At 74.0% G+C, this 16,682-nt stretch carries 5 protein-coding genes; 3 read left to right on the forward strand and 2 right to left on the reverse strand.

The window, feature by feature from the left end:
• Positions 1-30 precede the first annotated feature (30 nt).
• Both ACFWZ2_RS07690 and ACFWZ2_RS07695 read right to left on the reverse strand, forming a co-directional pair.
• On the reverse strand, positions 31-9,276 hold the full coding sequence (locus ACFWZ2_RS07690; protein ID WP_384543380.1) for an amino acid adenylation domain-containing protein: 9,246 nt from the start codon (positions 9,274-9,276) through the stop codon (positions 31-33).
• Between the two features lie 8 nt (positions 9,277-9,284).
• The gene (locus tag ACFWZ2_RS07695; protein WP_384543331.1) at positions 9,285-13,274 is read right to left on the reverse strand and encodes an amino acid adenylation domain-containing protein; all 3,990 of its coding nucleotides are present in this window, start codon (positions 13,272-13,274) and stop codon (positions 9,285-9,287) included.
• 519 nt (positions 13,275-13,793) lie between these two features.
• Between ACFWZ2_RS07695 and ACFWZ2_RS07700 the strand changes: the two genes are divergently transcribed.
• From ACFWZ2_RS07700 to ACFWZ2_RS07710, 3 genes are all read left to right on the forward strand, one after another.
• Positions 13,794-14,783, forward strand: coding sequence for an ArsR/SmtB family transcription factor (locus ACFWZ2_RS07700; RefSeq protein WP_384543383.1), 990 nt, complete (start codon positions 13,794-13,796; stop codon positions 14,781-14,783).
• Between the two features lie 211 nt (positions 14,784-14,994).
• Positions 14,995-15,681, forward strand: coding sequence for a peptidoglycan-binding protein (locus tag ACFWZ2_RS07705; RefSeq protein WP_384543333.1), 687 nt, complete (start codon positions 14,995-14,997; stop codon positions 15,679-15,681).
• Between the two features lie 96 nt (positions 15,682-15,777).
• Positions 15,778-16,494, forward strand: a complete 717-nt coding sequence (locus ACFWZ2_RS07710; protein WP_384543336.1) for a C39 family peptidase — start codon at positions 15,778-15,780, stop codon at positions 16,492-16,494.
• Positions 16,495-16,682: the final 188 nt, after the last annotated feature.

The following is a 16,682-nucleotide window of genomic DNA, read 5'->3' on the forward strand; positions in this document are numbered from 1 at the left end:
GGGGCCGCCGCCCACCGCGGACGCCCGCGGTCAGCGGGGCCCGGCGGGCGGCCGGAACGCCGCGTCGACGGCGTCGGCCACCGTCCTCGCCCACGGCGCCCTGACGATGTCGTAATGCGTGGCATCGATCTGGTGGCAGTCCTGGAGCGCGGTCAACCGCTCCTGCCACAGCCGCTGTTGGTGATCGGGCGAGCCGTGCGCGGGAAGCCCCGCCACCGGTCGGCGGGCGAGCCACAGCCAGGTGGGCGTGCCGGTGAGGTGCGGCGGTTCGTGGTGCGCCATGCCGGTCAGATTGGCCCGGCAGCAGTGCGCGAGCCGCTCGGCGTACGCCTGCGCCTGCGGGCCTGCCGGTGCCCCGGAGCCCGCCTGGCTCAGCTCGTGGGCGAAGACCGCCTCGATCCGGCTCTCGTCGTACGCCTGGAAGCGCGGTGCGGCGTCCGGCGGCGGCGGGTCGAGCAGATGGAGCCCCGCGACGGGACGGCCCGCGCTCTGCGCGTCGGCCGCCATGGCCTGCGCGACCCAGGCGCCGAAGGACCAGCCCATGAGGTGGGTGCGCCACTCCCCGTGCGGGAACCGCGCCCGCAGCGCGCCGTGGTAGCGCCGGGCCCGCTCCGCGAGCGACCAGGCGGGAAGGTCGGGCCTGCGCAGCGCCGGGTCGGGGATCAGACAGACCGTGAGGCGCGGGTCGAGCTCCGAGACCAGCGTGCGGTACGCCTGGATGTCCCCGCCGACCGGGTGGACCAGGCACACCAGATCGCGCCCTGTGCCCTCCTGCCACACCTCCAGGGCGACCGGGTCGGACGGGTCCGGTTCCTGGGGCGCCGCCTCGGCGATACGGGCGAGGACTTCGTTGAGGCTCACCCGGTGGCTGAGCCGGGAGAGTTCGATGCCGACGCCGTGGTGCTGCTCGATCTCCGCGATCAGGTCGAGCAGGGTCAGGGAATCGGCGCCGTAGTCGTACAGGGAGGCGTCCGGGTCGAGTTCGTCGAGTCCCAGCAGGCCGCACAGCAGGGCGGTGAGCCCGGCGTCGGGTGAGGCGGTCGGCTCGACCGACCGGGTAGCTGGCGACGGTGCGTCCGCCGACGGGGCGTCCGCCGACGGTGCGTAGAACTCCCGCGCCCGCTCGATGTCGGTGGTGGAGACGAGCAGGTGCGGCAGTTGGAGCCGCAGTGCCCGCGAGAACAGGCGGCGTCCTTCCTTCACCGCGAGGCCGACGGAGAGGTGGGCCTGGTGGCGGGCGTCGGAGTGGAGGGCGTCCCGCGCCATGCCGACCTCGCTCCACACGTCCCAGTCGACGGCGATGCGCAGGGTCGTCTCGGCCGGTCCCGAGCGGTGCCGGGCGAAGCCGTCGAGGAGGCCGTTCGCCGCGGCGTAGTCGAACTGGCCGATGCCGCCGAACAGCGCGGCCATCGACGAGCAGTACACCGCGAACGCGGGCGCGTGCCGCTCGATCAGCCGCTCGACGAGGAGCGCGCCGCGCGCCTTGGCGTCCGTCACCCGGCGCAGCGCGGCGGCGTCACGACGGGCGAGCAGGGCGCCGCCCGCCACACCCGCGGCGTGCACCACACCGTCGACGCGCCGCGTGCGGTCCTCGATACGGGCCAGGACCGCGTCGGTCGGCTCTGCGGCCAGGTCGGCCGCGATCAGGTCGACACGGTCCGCCCACTGCGCCAGATCGGCGGGCAGCCGCGGCTGACGGGAGATCAGGACGACCCGGCAGTCGGACTGCGCGAGGAGCCAGGCCGCGACGGAGCAGCCGATGCCGCCGGTGCCGCCGAGCACCAGATACGTCGCCGGTCCCGCGGGCAGTGCGGTCGGCGCCGTCGGGGCGGGAGCGGGCACCGGCAGCAGCGCCTGGTGCCACCAGTAGCCCTGGCGCAGCGCGAGGCGTCGGGGCAGCGCGGGGAAGGCGTCGGTCCCCGCAAGGAGCGCCGTCACGGACGACGCCCAGTCGGCAGGGTCGCCGGTGGGCAGGTCGAGCCAGTGCCCGTCGACCCCGCACTCTTGCGGCGCGACCTCGCCCGCGCCCGCGAGCAGGCCCGACTCGGGCCGCGTGACGGCGCCTTCGACCGGCTGGGCCCCGTACGAGAGCCACCAGGGCCGCAGCCGCACCGACGACGGCAGGCCTTCCGCCGCACGCAGCAGCGCGGACGGCGTGTCCAGGCAGGCCCAGCGGGCGAGTTCGAGGGAGTCGTCGCCCACCGGTCCCGTCACCGCGAGCGGCAGCGCGTGCAGCCAGTCGACCCCGGCCGGGCCCGCGTCGGCGAGCGCGTCGACGAGGTGGCGCAGCGAGCCGGGGTCGGCCGGGTCCACTTCGTAGACGTCGTCCGCGAGCCGGGCGAAGGCGGCGGCCGCGGTGACCTGTACGACCCGGTCGTACGCCTCCTCGAAGGAGCGGACCGCGGCCGGATCCAGCGGCTCCGCCGTCAGCGCGACCAGGACCCCCGGGACCCGGGGCGCACCGGTGGCGGCGCGGCCGAGGCGTACCCAGTGCGGCTGGTGCAGCCAGTCCGACTCGGGGAGCCGTTGCGGCAGGCCGCCGTCGGCCGGGGCGGGCCGGGCGTTCGCGGGTGCGGCGTGCTCGATGTCGTACTCGGCCAACGCGAAGGCGGGCGGCGGGAAGTCCCAGGGGGCCTGGGCGGGACCGGCCGGCCAGTGGACCGCCCGGCCGGACAGCCAGGCGTCGGCCACCTCGTCGGCGGTGCGGCCTTCGGCGGCCAGTGCTGCCGCGTCCGGCGTCACCTCGCCCGGCGTCACCTCGTCCGGCGTCACCTCGGCGCCCGCCACCGTACGCAGCCACGCCACGGCCGCGGCCGCGTCGGCGCAGACTCCGGCCACCCGCAGGCGGCGTGGGGTCCGGCCCGCCTGCAGATGGCGCAGCACCTGGTCGTACCCCGTCGGCCGGGCCTCCAGGTAGTCGGCGATCCGGGCGGCGTCGGCCCGCAGGGCGGATGCGCTGCTGCTGGAGAGCAACACGCAGGGGAGGGAGGTGAGGTGAGCCCCATCCGCCTCTGCGGGGCAGGCTTCGAGCACCAGATGGGCGTTGGTCCCGCCGATGCCGAAGCTGCTCACCGCGGCGACGCGGGGCCGCCCGTCCGGCCAGGGGAGCGCCTCGGTCGGTACGTAGAACGGCGCGGCGTCGGCGCCGATCTGCGGGTTGAGCCGGTGGAAGTCGACATTGGGCGGGATCACGCCGTGGTGGACCGCCAGTGCGGCGCGGACGAGACCGACGACGCCCGCGGCCGCGCCCAGGTGCCCGATCTGGCTCTTCACCGAGGCCAGCGCGCACCGGTCGGCGCCGTCCAGGTCGAAGGCCTGGCGCAGCGCGCCGACCTCGACGGGGTCGCCGAGCCGGGTGCCGGTGCCGTGCGCCTCGACATAGCCGAGGTCGGCGCCGGCGCGGCCGCTGCGGCGCAGCGCGGAGCGGATCACCTCGCGCTGGCCGGACAGCGAGGGAGCGCTGTAACTGAGCTTCGCGGAGCCGTCGTTGTTGAGGGCGGAGCCGGTCACCACGGCGTACACGGTGTCGCCGTCGCGCCGCGCGAGGCGCAGCGGCTTGAGCACCACCACGCCGACGCCGCTGGCGCCGACGGTCCCGCCCGCGTCGTCGCTGAACGGCCTGCAGTGCCCGTCGGCGGAGAAGATGTGCTGCGGACGGTAGGCGTAGCCGTCGGTGAGCAGCCGGTCGACGAGGACCCCGCCCGCCAGCATCACATCGGCGTCGCCCTGGCGCAGCAGCCCCGCCGCGACGTGCACCGCGACCAGCGAACTCGCGCAGGCCGCCTGGACGGTGAACGCCGGGCCCGACAGGTCGAGGTGGTAGGCGACCTTGGTGGTGAGGAAGTCCTTCTCGTGGTGGAGGGCCAGCTGGAAGCCGTCGGGCAGCCGCTGCGGGTCGGTGGTGCGCAGCATCGACTGGAAGTACGTGTTCTCGCCGCAGCCCGCGACGAGCCCGATGCGCGGGCCCGAAGGGTCGGCGATACCGGCATGCGCCAGCGCCTGCACGGAACTCATCAGGAGATGGCGCTGCTGCGGGTCCATCAGCCGCGCCTCCTGGCGGCTGATGCCGAAGTGCTCGGGGTCGAAGGAGAGGAGCCCCGACATCTGGCTGCGGGCGCCGACCAGGCCGTCGGCCGCCTCGAAGTGCTCCACGCCGCGGCCGCCGCCGCGCACCATCTCCCAGAAGGCGGCCAGATCGTCGGCGCCGGGCAGCCGGACCGCCATGCCGATGACGGCGACGGGCTCGTCGGCAGGGGCGGGCGCCGCCGCGGGGGGCGCCACCGCGGCGGGCTCGCGGACGGCCGTGGCGCTTCGGCCGTCCAGGAACCCGGCGAGGCTCCGGATGGTGACGTGCTCGAACAGATCGGGGATCGTGAAGTCCAGTCCGGGCTCCGCGGTGCAGCGCAGCTGGAAGCGCATCAGGTCGAGGCTGGCGGCGCCCGCGTCGAAGAAGCGCTCATCGGGCCCGATGGACCTGCCGACCACCGACTCGAACAGCTCGGTGAGCCGGGCCTCGCGCGCCGAGCGCACCGGCGCGACGGCCGCCCGGGTGCCCAGCTCGTCGCCGGGGGCGGTCGCGGCCGCGCGGCGGTCCAGCTTGCCGCTCGGTGTGAGCGGCAGCCGCGTCAGTCGCCGGAAGCGGTCGATCCGTACGTACGACGGCAGCAGCGGCGCCAGATGCCGGGCCAGCTCGTCCGGGTCCGGGTCGGGAGCGTTGTCGCCGCACTGCAGGCAGGCCACGAGGCGTGAACCGTCGCGTACGACCACAGCGTTGACGACGGCAGGGTGCCGCAGCAGGGCCGCCTCGACCTGGCCCAGTTCGAGGCGGTGGCCGCTGAGCTTGATCTGCTGGTCGTCGCGGCCCCGGAAGTGCAGCAGGCCGTCCGTGTCGAAGCGGGCCAGGTCGCCGCTGCGGTAGAAGGTGCCGAGGCCGGGCAGTTCGACGAACCGGTCCTCGTTGAGGCCGGGATCGCCCAGGTAGCAGGGCGCGGCCATCGGACCGCCGATGAGCAGCCGCCCCGTGCGGCCGGGCGGCAGGGGCTCGTCGGCCTCGTCGACCACCCGAAGCCGGGCGCCCGCGACCGGCGTGCCGATGGCGGGACGCTCGGGCCAGTCGGCCGGGTCGCCGGCCAGGCGGAGGGCGCTGACCACATGGGTCTCGGTCGGGCCGTAGTGGTTGAAGAGACTCGCGCCGGGCAGCCCCGCGAACCAGCGGCGGATGGCGTCCGTGCACAACAACTGCTCGCCCGCGGTGACCACTTCGCGCAGCCGCGAGGGATGGCGGCCGAGCCGTACGCCGTGTTCGGCGAGCAACTGCAGCGCGACGTAGGGCAGGAACAGGCGCTCGATGCCCGCCGCTTCGAGCTGGTCGAGCAGCGCGGGCACGTCCTGCCGCCACTCGGGACGCACCAGATGCAGCAGGCCCCCGCCGCACAGCGTGCCGAAGATCTCCTGGAAGGAGACGTCGAACGACAGCATCGAGAACTGCTGGGTGGCCGCGGGTGCCCCGAGCCCGCCGGACTCGCCCTGCCACTGGATCAGATCGCACAGCGTACGGTCGGGCACCCGCACCCCCTTGGGCGTGCCGGTGGAGCCCGAGGTGAACAGCGTGTACAGCGGCCGCCGCCCGTCGTGCGGCACCGGATCGGGGGCGTCGCCCACCACCGGCGGATGCTCCGGCAGGGCGACCGGGTGCCGCGGCGGTCCGCCCGGGGCGATCGCGTCGAGCGCGGGCGCGCCGTCCGGCGGCACCAGGACGCACAGCGGTTCCACCTGGGCCAGGATCTGCCGCAGCAGTTCGGGCGGGTAGGAGGGGTCGAGCGGCACGATGGTCAGGTTCAGCCGGGCCAGCGCGAGCAGCGCCACCACGTGCTCGGCCGACGGCTGGAAGTACAGCGCGACACTCCGTGGCCCGGTGTCGTCCGGCGCCGACGGGTGCAGCCGTCGCAGCTCGGCGGCCAACGCGGCGGCGTGCGCGTCCAGTTCGGCATACGAGAGCGTGCGGTCCTCGGCGACGAGCGCCGGTGCGTCGGGCGTGCGGCGGACCGTGCGCGCGAAGCCCTCGGCGACCGTCCTGAAGGCGGGCGGCACCGCGGCGGCGTGCCCGGGCTCGGGCAGCGCGCGCCGGTAGGGCGCCACCAGCTCGGCGGGGGTGACGTCCGCGCCCTCGGCCAGCAGGTCGAGACCGCGCAGGAAAAGACCCGCCAGCGCCGCCACGTCGTCGGCGTCGAAGTGCCGGGCGTCGTACTCCCAGAGGCAGTCGAAGCCCGCGCCGCGCTCGACGACCGACAGGGTCAGCGGGCACTTCGCGTCGGCAGGCGGCCGCCACCGCGGGTGGACGGTGCAGCCGGGCAGCTCCAGCGCGTCGAAGTCGGTGTTCTCCAGGACGAACAGGAAGTCGAACGGCGTCCCGTGGTCCCCGCGGTCGGCCAGGACGTCGCCGAGTGCCACGTCCTGCCGGTCGAGCACCGCCTGCACGGCGGCGCCGTACCGCCGCAGCTGGCTGCGCAGCTGTTCGCGCGGCGCCAGGTCGAGCGGGAGCAGCACGGTGTTGGCGAACATGCCGACACCGGCCTCGAATTCCTGCACGGGACGGCCCGCCACGGGGCTCGCGACGCGCGGCCGGGTCTGGCCCGTCACTCCGTACAGGCTCCAGGCGTAGACGCCGAGGAGCAGCTGGAAGCGGGTGAGGCCGAGGTCGGCGCAGAGCCGGTCGAGGGCGGTGCGGCGCCCCGGGTCCAGCGAGGTGCGCAGCAGGCGCCCCGCCCCGCCGTCCACCGCCCGGACCGGGTCGAGCGGTTCGTCCCGTGCCTCCAACGCCCCGTACGCGTCGGCCAGTTCGGCGCGCTGGGTGCGGTAGGCGTCGCGGGAGAACCACTCGCGCTGCCAGCCCGCGAAGTCCAGCGGGGTGGGCGCGGGCGACGGTGGTGCTGTGTGCTCCTGCTCGGTCTCGCCGCGCAGGGCGGCGGCGTAGGCGGCCGAGAACTCGCCGAACAGCACGTTGAGCGACCAGCCGTCGACGGCGATGTGGTGCAGCCGCAGCAGCAACTCGCCGCCACCGCCGTCGGGTTGAGGCAGCCACTGGGCGCGGAGCAGCCGGGGCCGGGCCAAGTCGAAGCGGCCTGCGAAGAATTCGTCGTACGGAGTGTCCTCGAAGGGCTCGGTCCAGGGGTCGTACGGTTCCGCCACCACCTGTCGCAGTCCGTCGGGTGTGGACTCGTAGGCGGTGCGCAGCGCCGGGTGGCGGGCCACCAGGCACCGCAGCGCGTGCCGCAGCGCGGCGGTGTCGACGGCGCCGTCGATGCGGAAGACCAGCGGAACGTCGTACGCGCGGGAGTCGGGCGCCTGCTGCTGCAGGAGCCACAGCCGCTCCTGCTCGGCCGTCGCGGGTGCCGAGCGGGCGTCCGTCGGGTCGGCCGGGGTCGGATAGGGCGAGCCGGTCCGGGCCGCCGCCGCGGCCAGCTCCGCGAAGTCGCCCCGCAGGATCAGCGCCTGCGGCACCTCGCGGCCCCAGCGCCGACGGGCCTCGAAGCGCAGCCGCAGCGCCTTGAGCGAGTCACCGCCGACCGTGATCCACCGGTCGGCGAGGCGCAGCCCGGCCACGCCCAGGACCTCTTCGGCCAGCTCGAGCACCTCGCGCTGCCACGGCGTGACGTCCGCGTCCCCGGCCGTGTCGCGCCGCCAGGGCGCGTCGTCCCGTGCGAGGAGCGCTGCCATGTCGACCTTGCCGTTGGCGTTGAGCGGCAACTCGTCGACCAGATGGGTGCGGTGCGGACGCATGTACGCGGGCAGTGCGGCCGCCAGATGCCGCTCGAAGTCGTCGAAGGACAGCTCGGCGCCGAGCACCAGGTAGGCGAGCAGTTCGTTGACGCCGCTCGCGTCGCGGCGGGTGCACACATAGGCCTGGCGCACCGCGGGATGCGTCACGATCTGCCGTTCGAGCTCGCCCGGTTCGACGCGGAAGCCGCGGACCTTGACCTGCCGGTCCGCGCGCCCGACGTATTCGACGCGGCCTTCCGTGTCGAGCCGGACCAGGTCGCCGGTGCGGTAGTGCCGTGCGGTGCCGCCGTCCGGCAGGGGGAGGGTGACGAAGCGGCGCCCGGTCTCTTCGGGGAGGTTGCGGTATCCGGCCGCCAACGCCTCGCCCGCCAGGCACAGTTCGCCCACCTCGCCGGGCTGTGCGATCCGGTCGCCGTCGGCCATCACCAGCATGTCGGTGCCCGGCAGCACGCCCCCGATCGGCACCACCTCGCCGTCGAAGTCCCGGGGAATCGGATGGACCAGCGCGAAGGTGGTCGCCTCGGTGGGGCCGTACACGTTGTGGAGCCGGGTGGCGCTCCCGGGGTTGTCGCGGTACCAGCGCCGGATCAGCCGGGCGTTCAGCTGCTCGCCGCCCACCAGGACGTGACCGACCCCGGCGAAGCAGTGCGGCGCCTTGTCGACCACCGCGTTGAACAGCGCCACGGTCATGAACAGGACGTCGACGCGCAGCCGTTCCAGCTCGGCCGTGAGCACGTCCGGCGTCTGCACCGTCTCGTCGCCGAGGATCACACAGCAGCCGCCGGTCAGGAGCGGGACCCAGACCTCGAAGCTGAGGGCGTCGAAGGCGGGGTTGGACAGGCAGGCGTACCGTGCGCCCTCCGCCACCGGGAGCGGTCCTGGCCGGGCCAGGCGCAGGATCCCGGCGTCGCGCACCTCGACGCCCTTGGGGCGGCCGGTCGTACCCGAGGTGTAGAAGACGAAGGAGACCTGCGCGTCGTCGCCCGCCGACTCCGTCGCCACGGCGTCGGCCACCGCGGGGGAGTCGTCCGCGAGCAGCGCGGCCACCGGCAACGGCCGTACGCCCGGCGGCAGCGCGTCCGGTTCCGGTCCGGTGTGGAGGACCGCCACGCAGGCCGCGTCGATGAGGATGTGGCGTCGGCGCCCGGCCGGGCTCTGGGCGTCGAGCGGCACGACCACCGCGCCGACGCGCAGGATGCCGAGCATGGCGCAGACCAGCTGCCAGGAGCGCGGCAGACAGACCGCGACCGCCTGGCCCGGGCGTACGCCGTGGCGGCGCAGCGCGTTCGCGACGGACGCGGCGGCCGCGTCGAGGGCCCCGTAGTCCATGCGGTGCGCGCCGTCGACGACCGCGGGCGCGGACGGGTGGCGGCGCGCCCGGTCGAGCACGGCCCGGGCGAGGGCGGCGGCCGGCGCGCGGCCGTCGGCCGGGGTGGAGCCGTCGGCCGGGGCGGGGCCACCTGCCGGGGAGTGGGAGTGGGACGACGGGTGTGACATGGGCTCCATCAGTTCTCCCGCGCCGGGGCCGCACCGGCCTCCGGGGCGGACGGCGGCGCGCCGGAAGCCGTGAGACGGTCCAGTTCGGCGGTGATCGTCGCGGCCACCCGGAGCACCTCGTCGGACTCCAGCATCTCCCAGTGGTCGCAGGCCACCGGCTCCACCTGGTAGTCGCCTGCGGTGCGGCGGCGCCAGAAGTCCCGTACCTCGCGCAGCAGTTCGTCCGTCGCGTTCTCACCGGCCTGCATCAGGACCGTGCGCGCCGAGGTCGACCCGGTGACGTGGGCGGCGGCGGTGCGCAGGTTGTGGTTGTAGATGTGGTGGTACTGCTCGATCTGCCGGTCGTCGATGCCGGGATACATGCCGTTGAACCTGACCAGCTTGTCGCGGAACTCGGCCAGGTCCACCGGCGTGCCGCCCACGCGCAGGGCCGGGTCGTCCGAGCCCTGGGTGTCGAGCAGCACCACGCTCAGGTCCGTGCGGCCCGCGGCGGCCAGACGGCGCCCCATCTCGTGGGCGACCAGACCGCCGTACGAGAGACCGGTGAGGACCAGCGGCCCGTCCGGCAGCGGCTCGATGAGCTGCAGATACGCCTCCGCCATGGCCTCGACCGTGGGCAGGAAGGACTCGCCGGGGTTGACGCCAGGCGACTGGATGCCCTGGACGCCCACGGCATCCGGCAGGGCCTTGGCCAGCGACAGATAGCAGAACGCGGTGCCGCCCGCCGGGTGGACGCAGACCACCCGCGCACGGCCTTCGCCCGCGCGGAACTCCAGGAGGTTGCTCGGCGGGGTCCCCGGGGCGCCGCTGCGCAGCCGCTCGCCCAGCGCCTCGATGGTCGGGTGCAGCATGATGTCGCGGACCAGCAGGCTCTCGCCGAACTCCGCGCGGATCGCGTGCGCCAGTTTGATGGCCGAGATCGAGGTGCCCCCGACGTCGAAGAAGCTGTCGCTGATGCCGATCTCGGACTGCAGCAGCAGCCGCTGCCATATCTGGTACAGGGCAAGCTCGACGTGGTCGCGCGGACTTGCCTGGTTGACCTGGTCGGACCGGCCGGTGCGCGCGCGTTCCAGGAGCATCGCGCGGTCGAGCTTGCCGTTGGTGGTCTGCGGCAGCCGCGGCAGATGGACGAAGTGCGCCGGGATCATGTGCCCCGGCAGGCGCCGGGCGAGCGCGGCACGCCATTCGGCGGCGGGCCGCGGCTCCGCGTCGCCCACGCCGACGGCGGCCACGAGGAACTGGTCGCCCGCGGCGTCCCGGTCGGCGATGACCGCGGCCTCCAGGACGCCCGGCTGGTCCAGCAACGCCGCCTCGATCTCGCCCAGTTCGATGCGGAAGCCGCGCAGCTTCACCTGGTGGTCGCCGCGGCCCACGTACATCAGGTCGCCGTCGGGCAGCCTGCGCATCAGGTCACCGCTGCGGTACATGCGCTCGCCGGGCGCGAAGGGGTCGGCCACGAAGCGTTCGGCGGTCAGGCCCCGGCGGCCCAGATAGCCGCGCGCCACGCCCGCGCCCCCGATGTACAGCTCGCCCACGACACCGATCGGCACCGGCTGGAGCCGTTCGTCGAGCACATAGGCGCGCATGTTGGAGACGGGCGAGCCGATCGGTGCCTGGCGCGCCACCGGCCGCCGGCCGACGTACCAGGTGCAGTACAGGGCGGTCTCGGTGGGCCCGTAGCCGTAGAGGATGCGCAGTCCCGGCAGGGCCTGCTCCATCGTGTGGAGATGCTCGTCGGTGAGGGGTTCGAGTCCGGTGTGGACGGCGCGGAGCGCGAGCCCGGCCAGGCGCTCGGCGGGTGCCTCGCAGACCCACTTGATGAACGCGGGCGGCAGGAACACCTCGACGATGCGCCGCTCCCGCAGCCAGCCGACGAGGGCCTCGGGGTCGGTGCGGACGTCCGCGGGCACCAGCTCCAGGGTGCCTCCCGAGGTGAGGGGCACCAGGAACTCCTGCACCGAGGCGTCGAAGGCGAAGTTCGGCCACATCGCCGAGGGCAGCCCGGGCGTCGCGCCGAACTCGCCGAGCCAGAAGTCGAGGAGGTTGAGGATGCCCCGGTGGGTGGCGGCCACCCCCTTGGGGCGGCCCGTCGAGCCCGAGGTGTAGATGACGTACGCCAGGTCGTCCGGCCGGAAACCGACACCGGGCGCGTCCTTTCGGGACCCCTCGGCCTCGATCTCGGTCAGGGCGGGCCAGTCGTCCGGCGGCGCGGCGGCGTCGCTGAGGACCAGCGTGGCGTCGGCGTCCGCCACCATGCCCGTCAGGCGCTCCGCGGGCAGCGCGGGATCGAGCGGCAGATAGGCGCCGCCCGCCTTGAGGATGCCCAGCATGCCCACGACCAGGTCCACGGAGAGGCGCAGGTGCAGACCGACCACGTGATCCGTGCCCACACCGCGCGCGATCAGGGCGTGGGCCAGGCGGTTGGCGCGCCGGTCCAGGGTGGCGAAGTCGAGCCGCTCGCCGTCGTGCACGACGGCGGTCTGTCCCGGCCGCTCGCGCACCTGCGTCTCGAACCGTTCGACCAGACCGGTCGGATCGCAGGGGCGGCGGGTGTCGTTGAAGTCCGTCAGGATCCGTCGGCGCTCCTGCTTGTCGAGCAGCGTCAGCGCGGCGGCGGGCCGGTCGGGGTCCTCGGTCAGCTGCCGCAGCGCGTGCTGGAGATGGCGGCCGAAGCGCTCGGCGGTCGCCGCGTCGAACAGCGCGGCGGCGTAGTCCAGACCGCCCACGACGCGGCCGTCGTCCTCCGCGAGGGACAGCGCCACATCGAACTGGGCGACGGTGTACGGCGAAGGGAGCGGCGTCGCCTCGACGCCCGGCAGCGTGAACTCGCCCTCCTCGGCGCTCCGCCAGGCGAAGTGCGCCTGGAACAGCGGCGTGTGGGCGAGGGTCCTCTCCGGATTCACCGCCTCGACGACCTGCTCGAACGGGAGATCCTGGTGGCGCAGGGCCTGGCGGGACACCTCGCGCACGTGCTGGACCAGTTCGGCCACCGTCGGGTCCGCGGAGAGGTCGACCCGCAGGGCCAGCGTGTTCTCGAAGAGGCCGATGAGGCCTTCGAGTTCGGTGCGCGGGCGAGGGTCGGCGGGCGTGCCGATCACCACATCGGTCTGCCCGGACAGGCGCGAGAGGACGAGCGCCCAGGCCGCGAGGACGGTCATGGACACCGTGGTGTCGTGGCGTCGCGCGAAGTCCCCGAGCGCGGTGGTGAGTTCCTCGTCGAGGCGGAGCGGCACCCGGCCGCCGCGATGGTCCTGCTCGGCGGGGCGCGGCCGGTCGGCGGGCAGCTCCAGGAGCGCGGGGGCATCCGCGAGCGCCTTGCGCCAGTAGGCGCGCTGCTCGTCCGCCGCGCCCTCGGACAGCCATGCGCGCTGCCAGGCGGCGTAGTCGGCGTACTGCACGGACAGGGGCGGCAGCGGATCGGCCGCGCCCTCGGCGAACGCGGCGTAGAGCACGCCGAGTTCCCGGGTGAGGACGCCCGTCGACCAGCTGTCCGAGGCGCTGTGGTGGAGCGTCAGGAGCAGGACGTGCCGGTCGGCGCCGAGCGTCACCAGACGGCCGCGGGCCAGCGGATCGCGCGCCAGGTCGAACGGCTCGGTGGCCTCCTGCTCCTGGAGGAGGGCGAGTTGCTCGTCGGCGTCGGGCCGGTCGGTGAGGTCCTGGAGGGTGAGCGGGAATCCCGCGTCGGCCGGGCCGATCTCCTGGAAGGGGGCGCCCGCCACGGTGACCAGCCGCGTCCGCAGCACCTCGTGGCGGGCGGCCAGGGCGTCCAGGGCCCGGCCGAGCGCCGCACGGTCCAGGCCGCCCTTCAGCTCCACGGCCAGGGGCGTGTGGTGCGCCTCGCTCGCGCCCCGCATCTGCGTCAGGAACCACAACCGCTGCTGCGCGTACGACAACTCCAAAGGCGCGCCGCGGTCCACGGGCAAAAGGACGGAGGGCTGCTTCAGCGCCGCGGCCGAATGTTCTGGGGCGGAATTGCGGAACTCCTGGTTCGCGGGCAAGGCTGACTCTCCACTCCGAGGGATACCTATTCACGGTGGTGACGGGATATCGCCCGGCGGGGTCTGCCGAGCCCAAAAGCGGCACCGCAACGCGTGATTGCGGTGCCGTAATGCACGATGCCGACCTGCAAATGCGATGATTGATCAGCACTTCGGAAACTGTCAATGGTCAACTGCATGAGCCCCTTCCGTTCGCCGCCCCGCGCGCGCCGCCTGTCCGAACGGGCAAGGAGCAATGCCCGAAAGGGCATTGGGGGCGGCCGGGGCAATGCCTTTCCCGGGCCGGTGCCCGATAACGAGGAAAACCGGGAAAGGCGTAACCTGAGACCGGCCGTCTTGCCGGTACCCGGTCATCTTGCCGACATCCCGGCCGTCAAGACGCCGCCCCGCCGCCCCGGCGCCTTGACGCCGCGTCGGCGTCTTGACAGCACCCGCCCCACGGCGATCGCCTGGAACCCGCCGCGGCGCGGAGCCGCGGCCGCCATGGCGTCGAGCACGGGCACGGGGGAGCAACAGGCCATGCTACGGGTGCACTTCACGGCCGAGGACCTGGCGCGGGTGCGGGTCGCGTCGGGACCCGACCACCTGTGGGAGATCAGCAACAGCGTCCAGACGCTGCAACGGCGGGACGGCGTACGGGTGTTCGGCGCTTGGCGACGGTGGGCGCGGCCACGGCTCTCGGAGAGCAGCCGACTCCTGTCGCCCCTCCTGCCGCCGCACGGCAACTCGCCGGACTTCCTCACCCCTTCGTCCGGCGACCGCGCGACCCTGGAGGGCGCGGTGGAAGAGCTGGTGCGCACACCTCGTCCGCGCCTGCGCGCCGATCTGCAGCGGGTGGCCGCGTCCCGTCGGCTCCCCGGCTGGACGGAGGCGCTCGCGGGAGGCGACGGGGCCGCGCTGAGGCGGCTCGGGCAGGCACTCCACACGTACCACCTGGAGGCGCTCGCACCGTTCTGGCGGCGCGTGCACGCCCACGTCGACGCGGATCGCGTCCTGCGTCTGCGCAGCCTCATGGAGGGCGGCACCGAGGGGCTGCTCTCCGGGCTCGGGCCTCAAGTGCGGTGGAAAACACCGGTGTTGGAGGTGGACTATCCCGTGGATCACGAGCTGCGCCTCGACGGCCGCGGGCTCACCCTCCAGCCGTCGTTCTTCTGCTGGCCCACCCCCATCACGCTCGCCGACGCGGAGCTGCCGCCCGTCCTGGTGTACCCCATCGACCACGCGGTGGACTGGACCCGCCCGGCGGTCGAGGGCCGTCCCGACGGCGGTGCGCTGGGCGGGCTCATCGGGCATACCCGCGCGGCCGTGCTCACGGCGGTCCGCACCGGCGCGAGCACGGTGGAGCTCGCCCGGCAGCTGGAGGTGACCCACCCCGCCGTGAGCCAGCACATGAAGGTGCTGCGCGCCGCGGGCCTGGTGACCACGGTCCGCAGGTCCGGCCGGTCCTTGCACGTCGCGACCGCGGAAGGGCGCGCGCTGCTGCGCAGTTGTGAGCGCGGCGGCGCGTAGGCGGCTCGGAGGGCCGGGGACGTAAGCCTGGGCTTTCATCGGTTGCATCTGGCATGAGCATGCAAGGAAGCTGGCCGGGCTGTGCTACGCGCGTCCCCCACCGCCCGTGACGCAACAGCCCCCGCTGTGCGCGCAGTTGGCGTACGCACCCCGAAGGAACCGCAGCGCACGGGCGCCGGGGACGCATCGACGATCCGACGAAGGAGTGCCGATGCACACCACCCGTACCCGAACTCTGTTGCGCCCGGCGGCCGTTGCCGCCACGCTCGCCGCCGTCGGCGCCCTGTTCGCGGCGCCCGCGGCGGCCCACCCCGGCGCCCCCGCCACCGCGGCGGAGGCCACGTCGGGACACGGCCTGAAGTGGTTCCAGGCCCGGCACGGGCTGCCCAGGACCGGCACGGTCGACCGGGCGACCGCCAGAGCCCTGCGGGACGCCTCCGACACCGAACTGCACCGCACCTTCCGGACCGCCGCCGACCTCGGCCCGGAGGAACTCGCCAACGCCCGCACCGTCATCGGCGTCGGCAAGGGCGCCCAGATCCCCGAACAGGGCCAGGTCATCGCGCTGATGACCGCCATGCAGGAGTCGAAGTTCGTCAACTACCTGACCCCGGTGGACCACGACTCGCTCGGCATCTTCCAGCAGCGCCCCAGCACCGGATGGGGCACACCCGAACAGATCACCGACGTCCCCACCTCCTCCAAGTCCTTCTACGGAGTGGCTCCCTTCGGCAGCAACCCGGGCCTGATCCAGATCGAGGGCTGGCAGACGATGCCGCCCGGCGACGTCTGCCAGGCGGTCCAGGTCTCCGCCTACCCCGACCGCTACGCGCAGTGGGAGCAGTTCGCCCGCGACCTGCTCGCCCAGGAAGGCCCCACCGTCCCGCCGATCCCCTGACCCGCCCCCCGGCGCGCCGGACCCTTCCGCCTCGTACGCCCCGCACACCCCATCCCGCACATCCCGCACACCCCACCCCTCACAGCAGGAGCCCGTATGCGCAAGAGACTTCTCTCCACCGCGATCGCCGCAGCCGCGGTGGGCGCCCTCGTGACCCCGGCCGTCGCCCAGGCCGACCCCGCGCACCCGCACCCGGGCGGCACCTCGGTGCTCGGCCACGGTTCACGGGCGGGCACCGCGGTCGTCAGCGGACACAACGAGCCCGGCACCCGGCTGCGCGTGGACGGCGCGCGCACCAGGAGCGCCCACACGCTGCCCGTCGACTACCAGGTCCAGGAGACCGGCTACTGGTGCGGCCCCGCCGCCACCCGCATCGCCCTGTCCGCCCGCATCGCCCCGCCGAGCCAGGGCGACCTGGCCGCGCAGCTCGGCACCACCGAGGCGGGCACCGACCACATCGGCCAGGTCACCCGCGTCCTCAACGCCGACCTCGGCACCGGCTGGTACGAGACCAAGGAGATGCCGGACGACCCGCCCACACAGGCCCAGAAGGACCTGCTGTGGAACGACATCGTCCTGGACATCGACAACAACTACCCGCTGGTGGCCAACATCGTCGCCCCGCCGGGCAACCAGCCGCCCGGCTACCCCTCGGACCAGACGATCTACCACTACTTCACGGTCATCGGATACGACGACGCGAACCGCACGGTCCTGATCGCCGACCCCGCCTCCTTCAGCGGCAACCAGATCTACTGGCTCTCCTTCGACCAGCTGGCCAGCCTGGTCCCGCCGAAGGGGTATGCGGCCTGAACGACCGTGCGGGTCCGCCCTCTTGACACATCTGTACGGTTTGGCGACCTTTGAGCCGCGCCACGCAGTGCGCTCCCGAAGGAGCGGCGGGGCGCGGACAATGCGTCACGGGGGGAGTGGTCATCCATGCGATCAACGAGCTGCCGTCCACACACGGCACCGGTCCGCGCCACGACCGGCGGGTCCGC

It is taken from the genome of Streptomyces sp. NPDC059002 (assembly GCF_042740435.1).
Taxonomy (GTDB): domain Bacteria; phylum Actinomycetota; class Actinomycetes; order Streptomycetales; family Streptomycetaceae; genus Streptomyces.

Coding starts and splice junctions, on each gene's coding strand:
- ACFWZ2_RS07690 (WP_384543380.1), bottom strand. CDS start 9,276: ATGTCACACCCGTCGTCCCACTCCCACTCCCCGGCAGGTGGCCCCGCC.
- ACFWZ2_RS07700 (WP_384543383.1), top strand. CDS start 13,794: ATGCTACGGGTGCACTTCACGGCCGAGGACCTGGCGCGGGTGCGGGTC.
- ACFWZ2_RS07705 (WP_384543333.1), top strand. CDS start 14,995: ATGCACACCACCCGTACCCGAACTCTGTTGCGCCCGGCGGCCGTTGCC.
- ACFWZ2_RS07710 (WP_384543336.1), top strand. CDS start 15,778: ATGCGCAAGAGACTTCTCTCCACCGCGATCGCCGCAGCCGCGGTGGGC.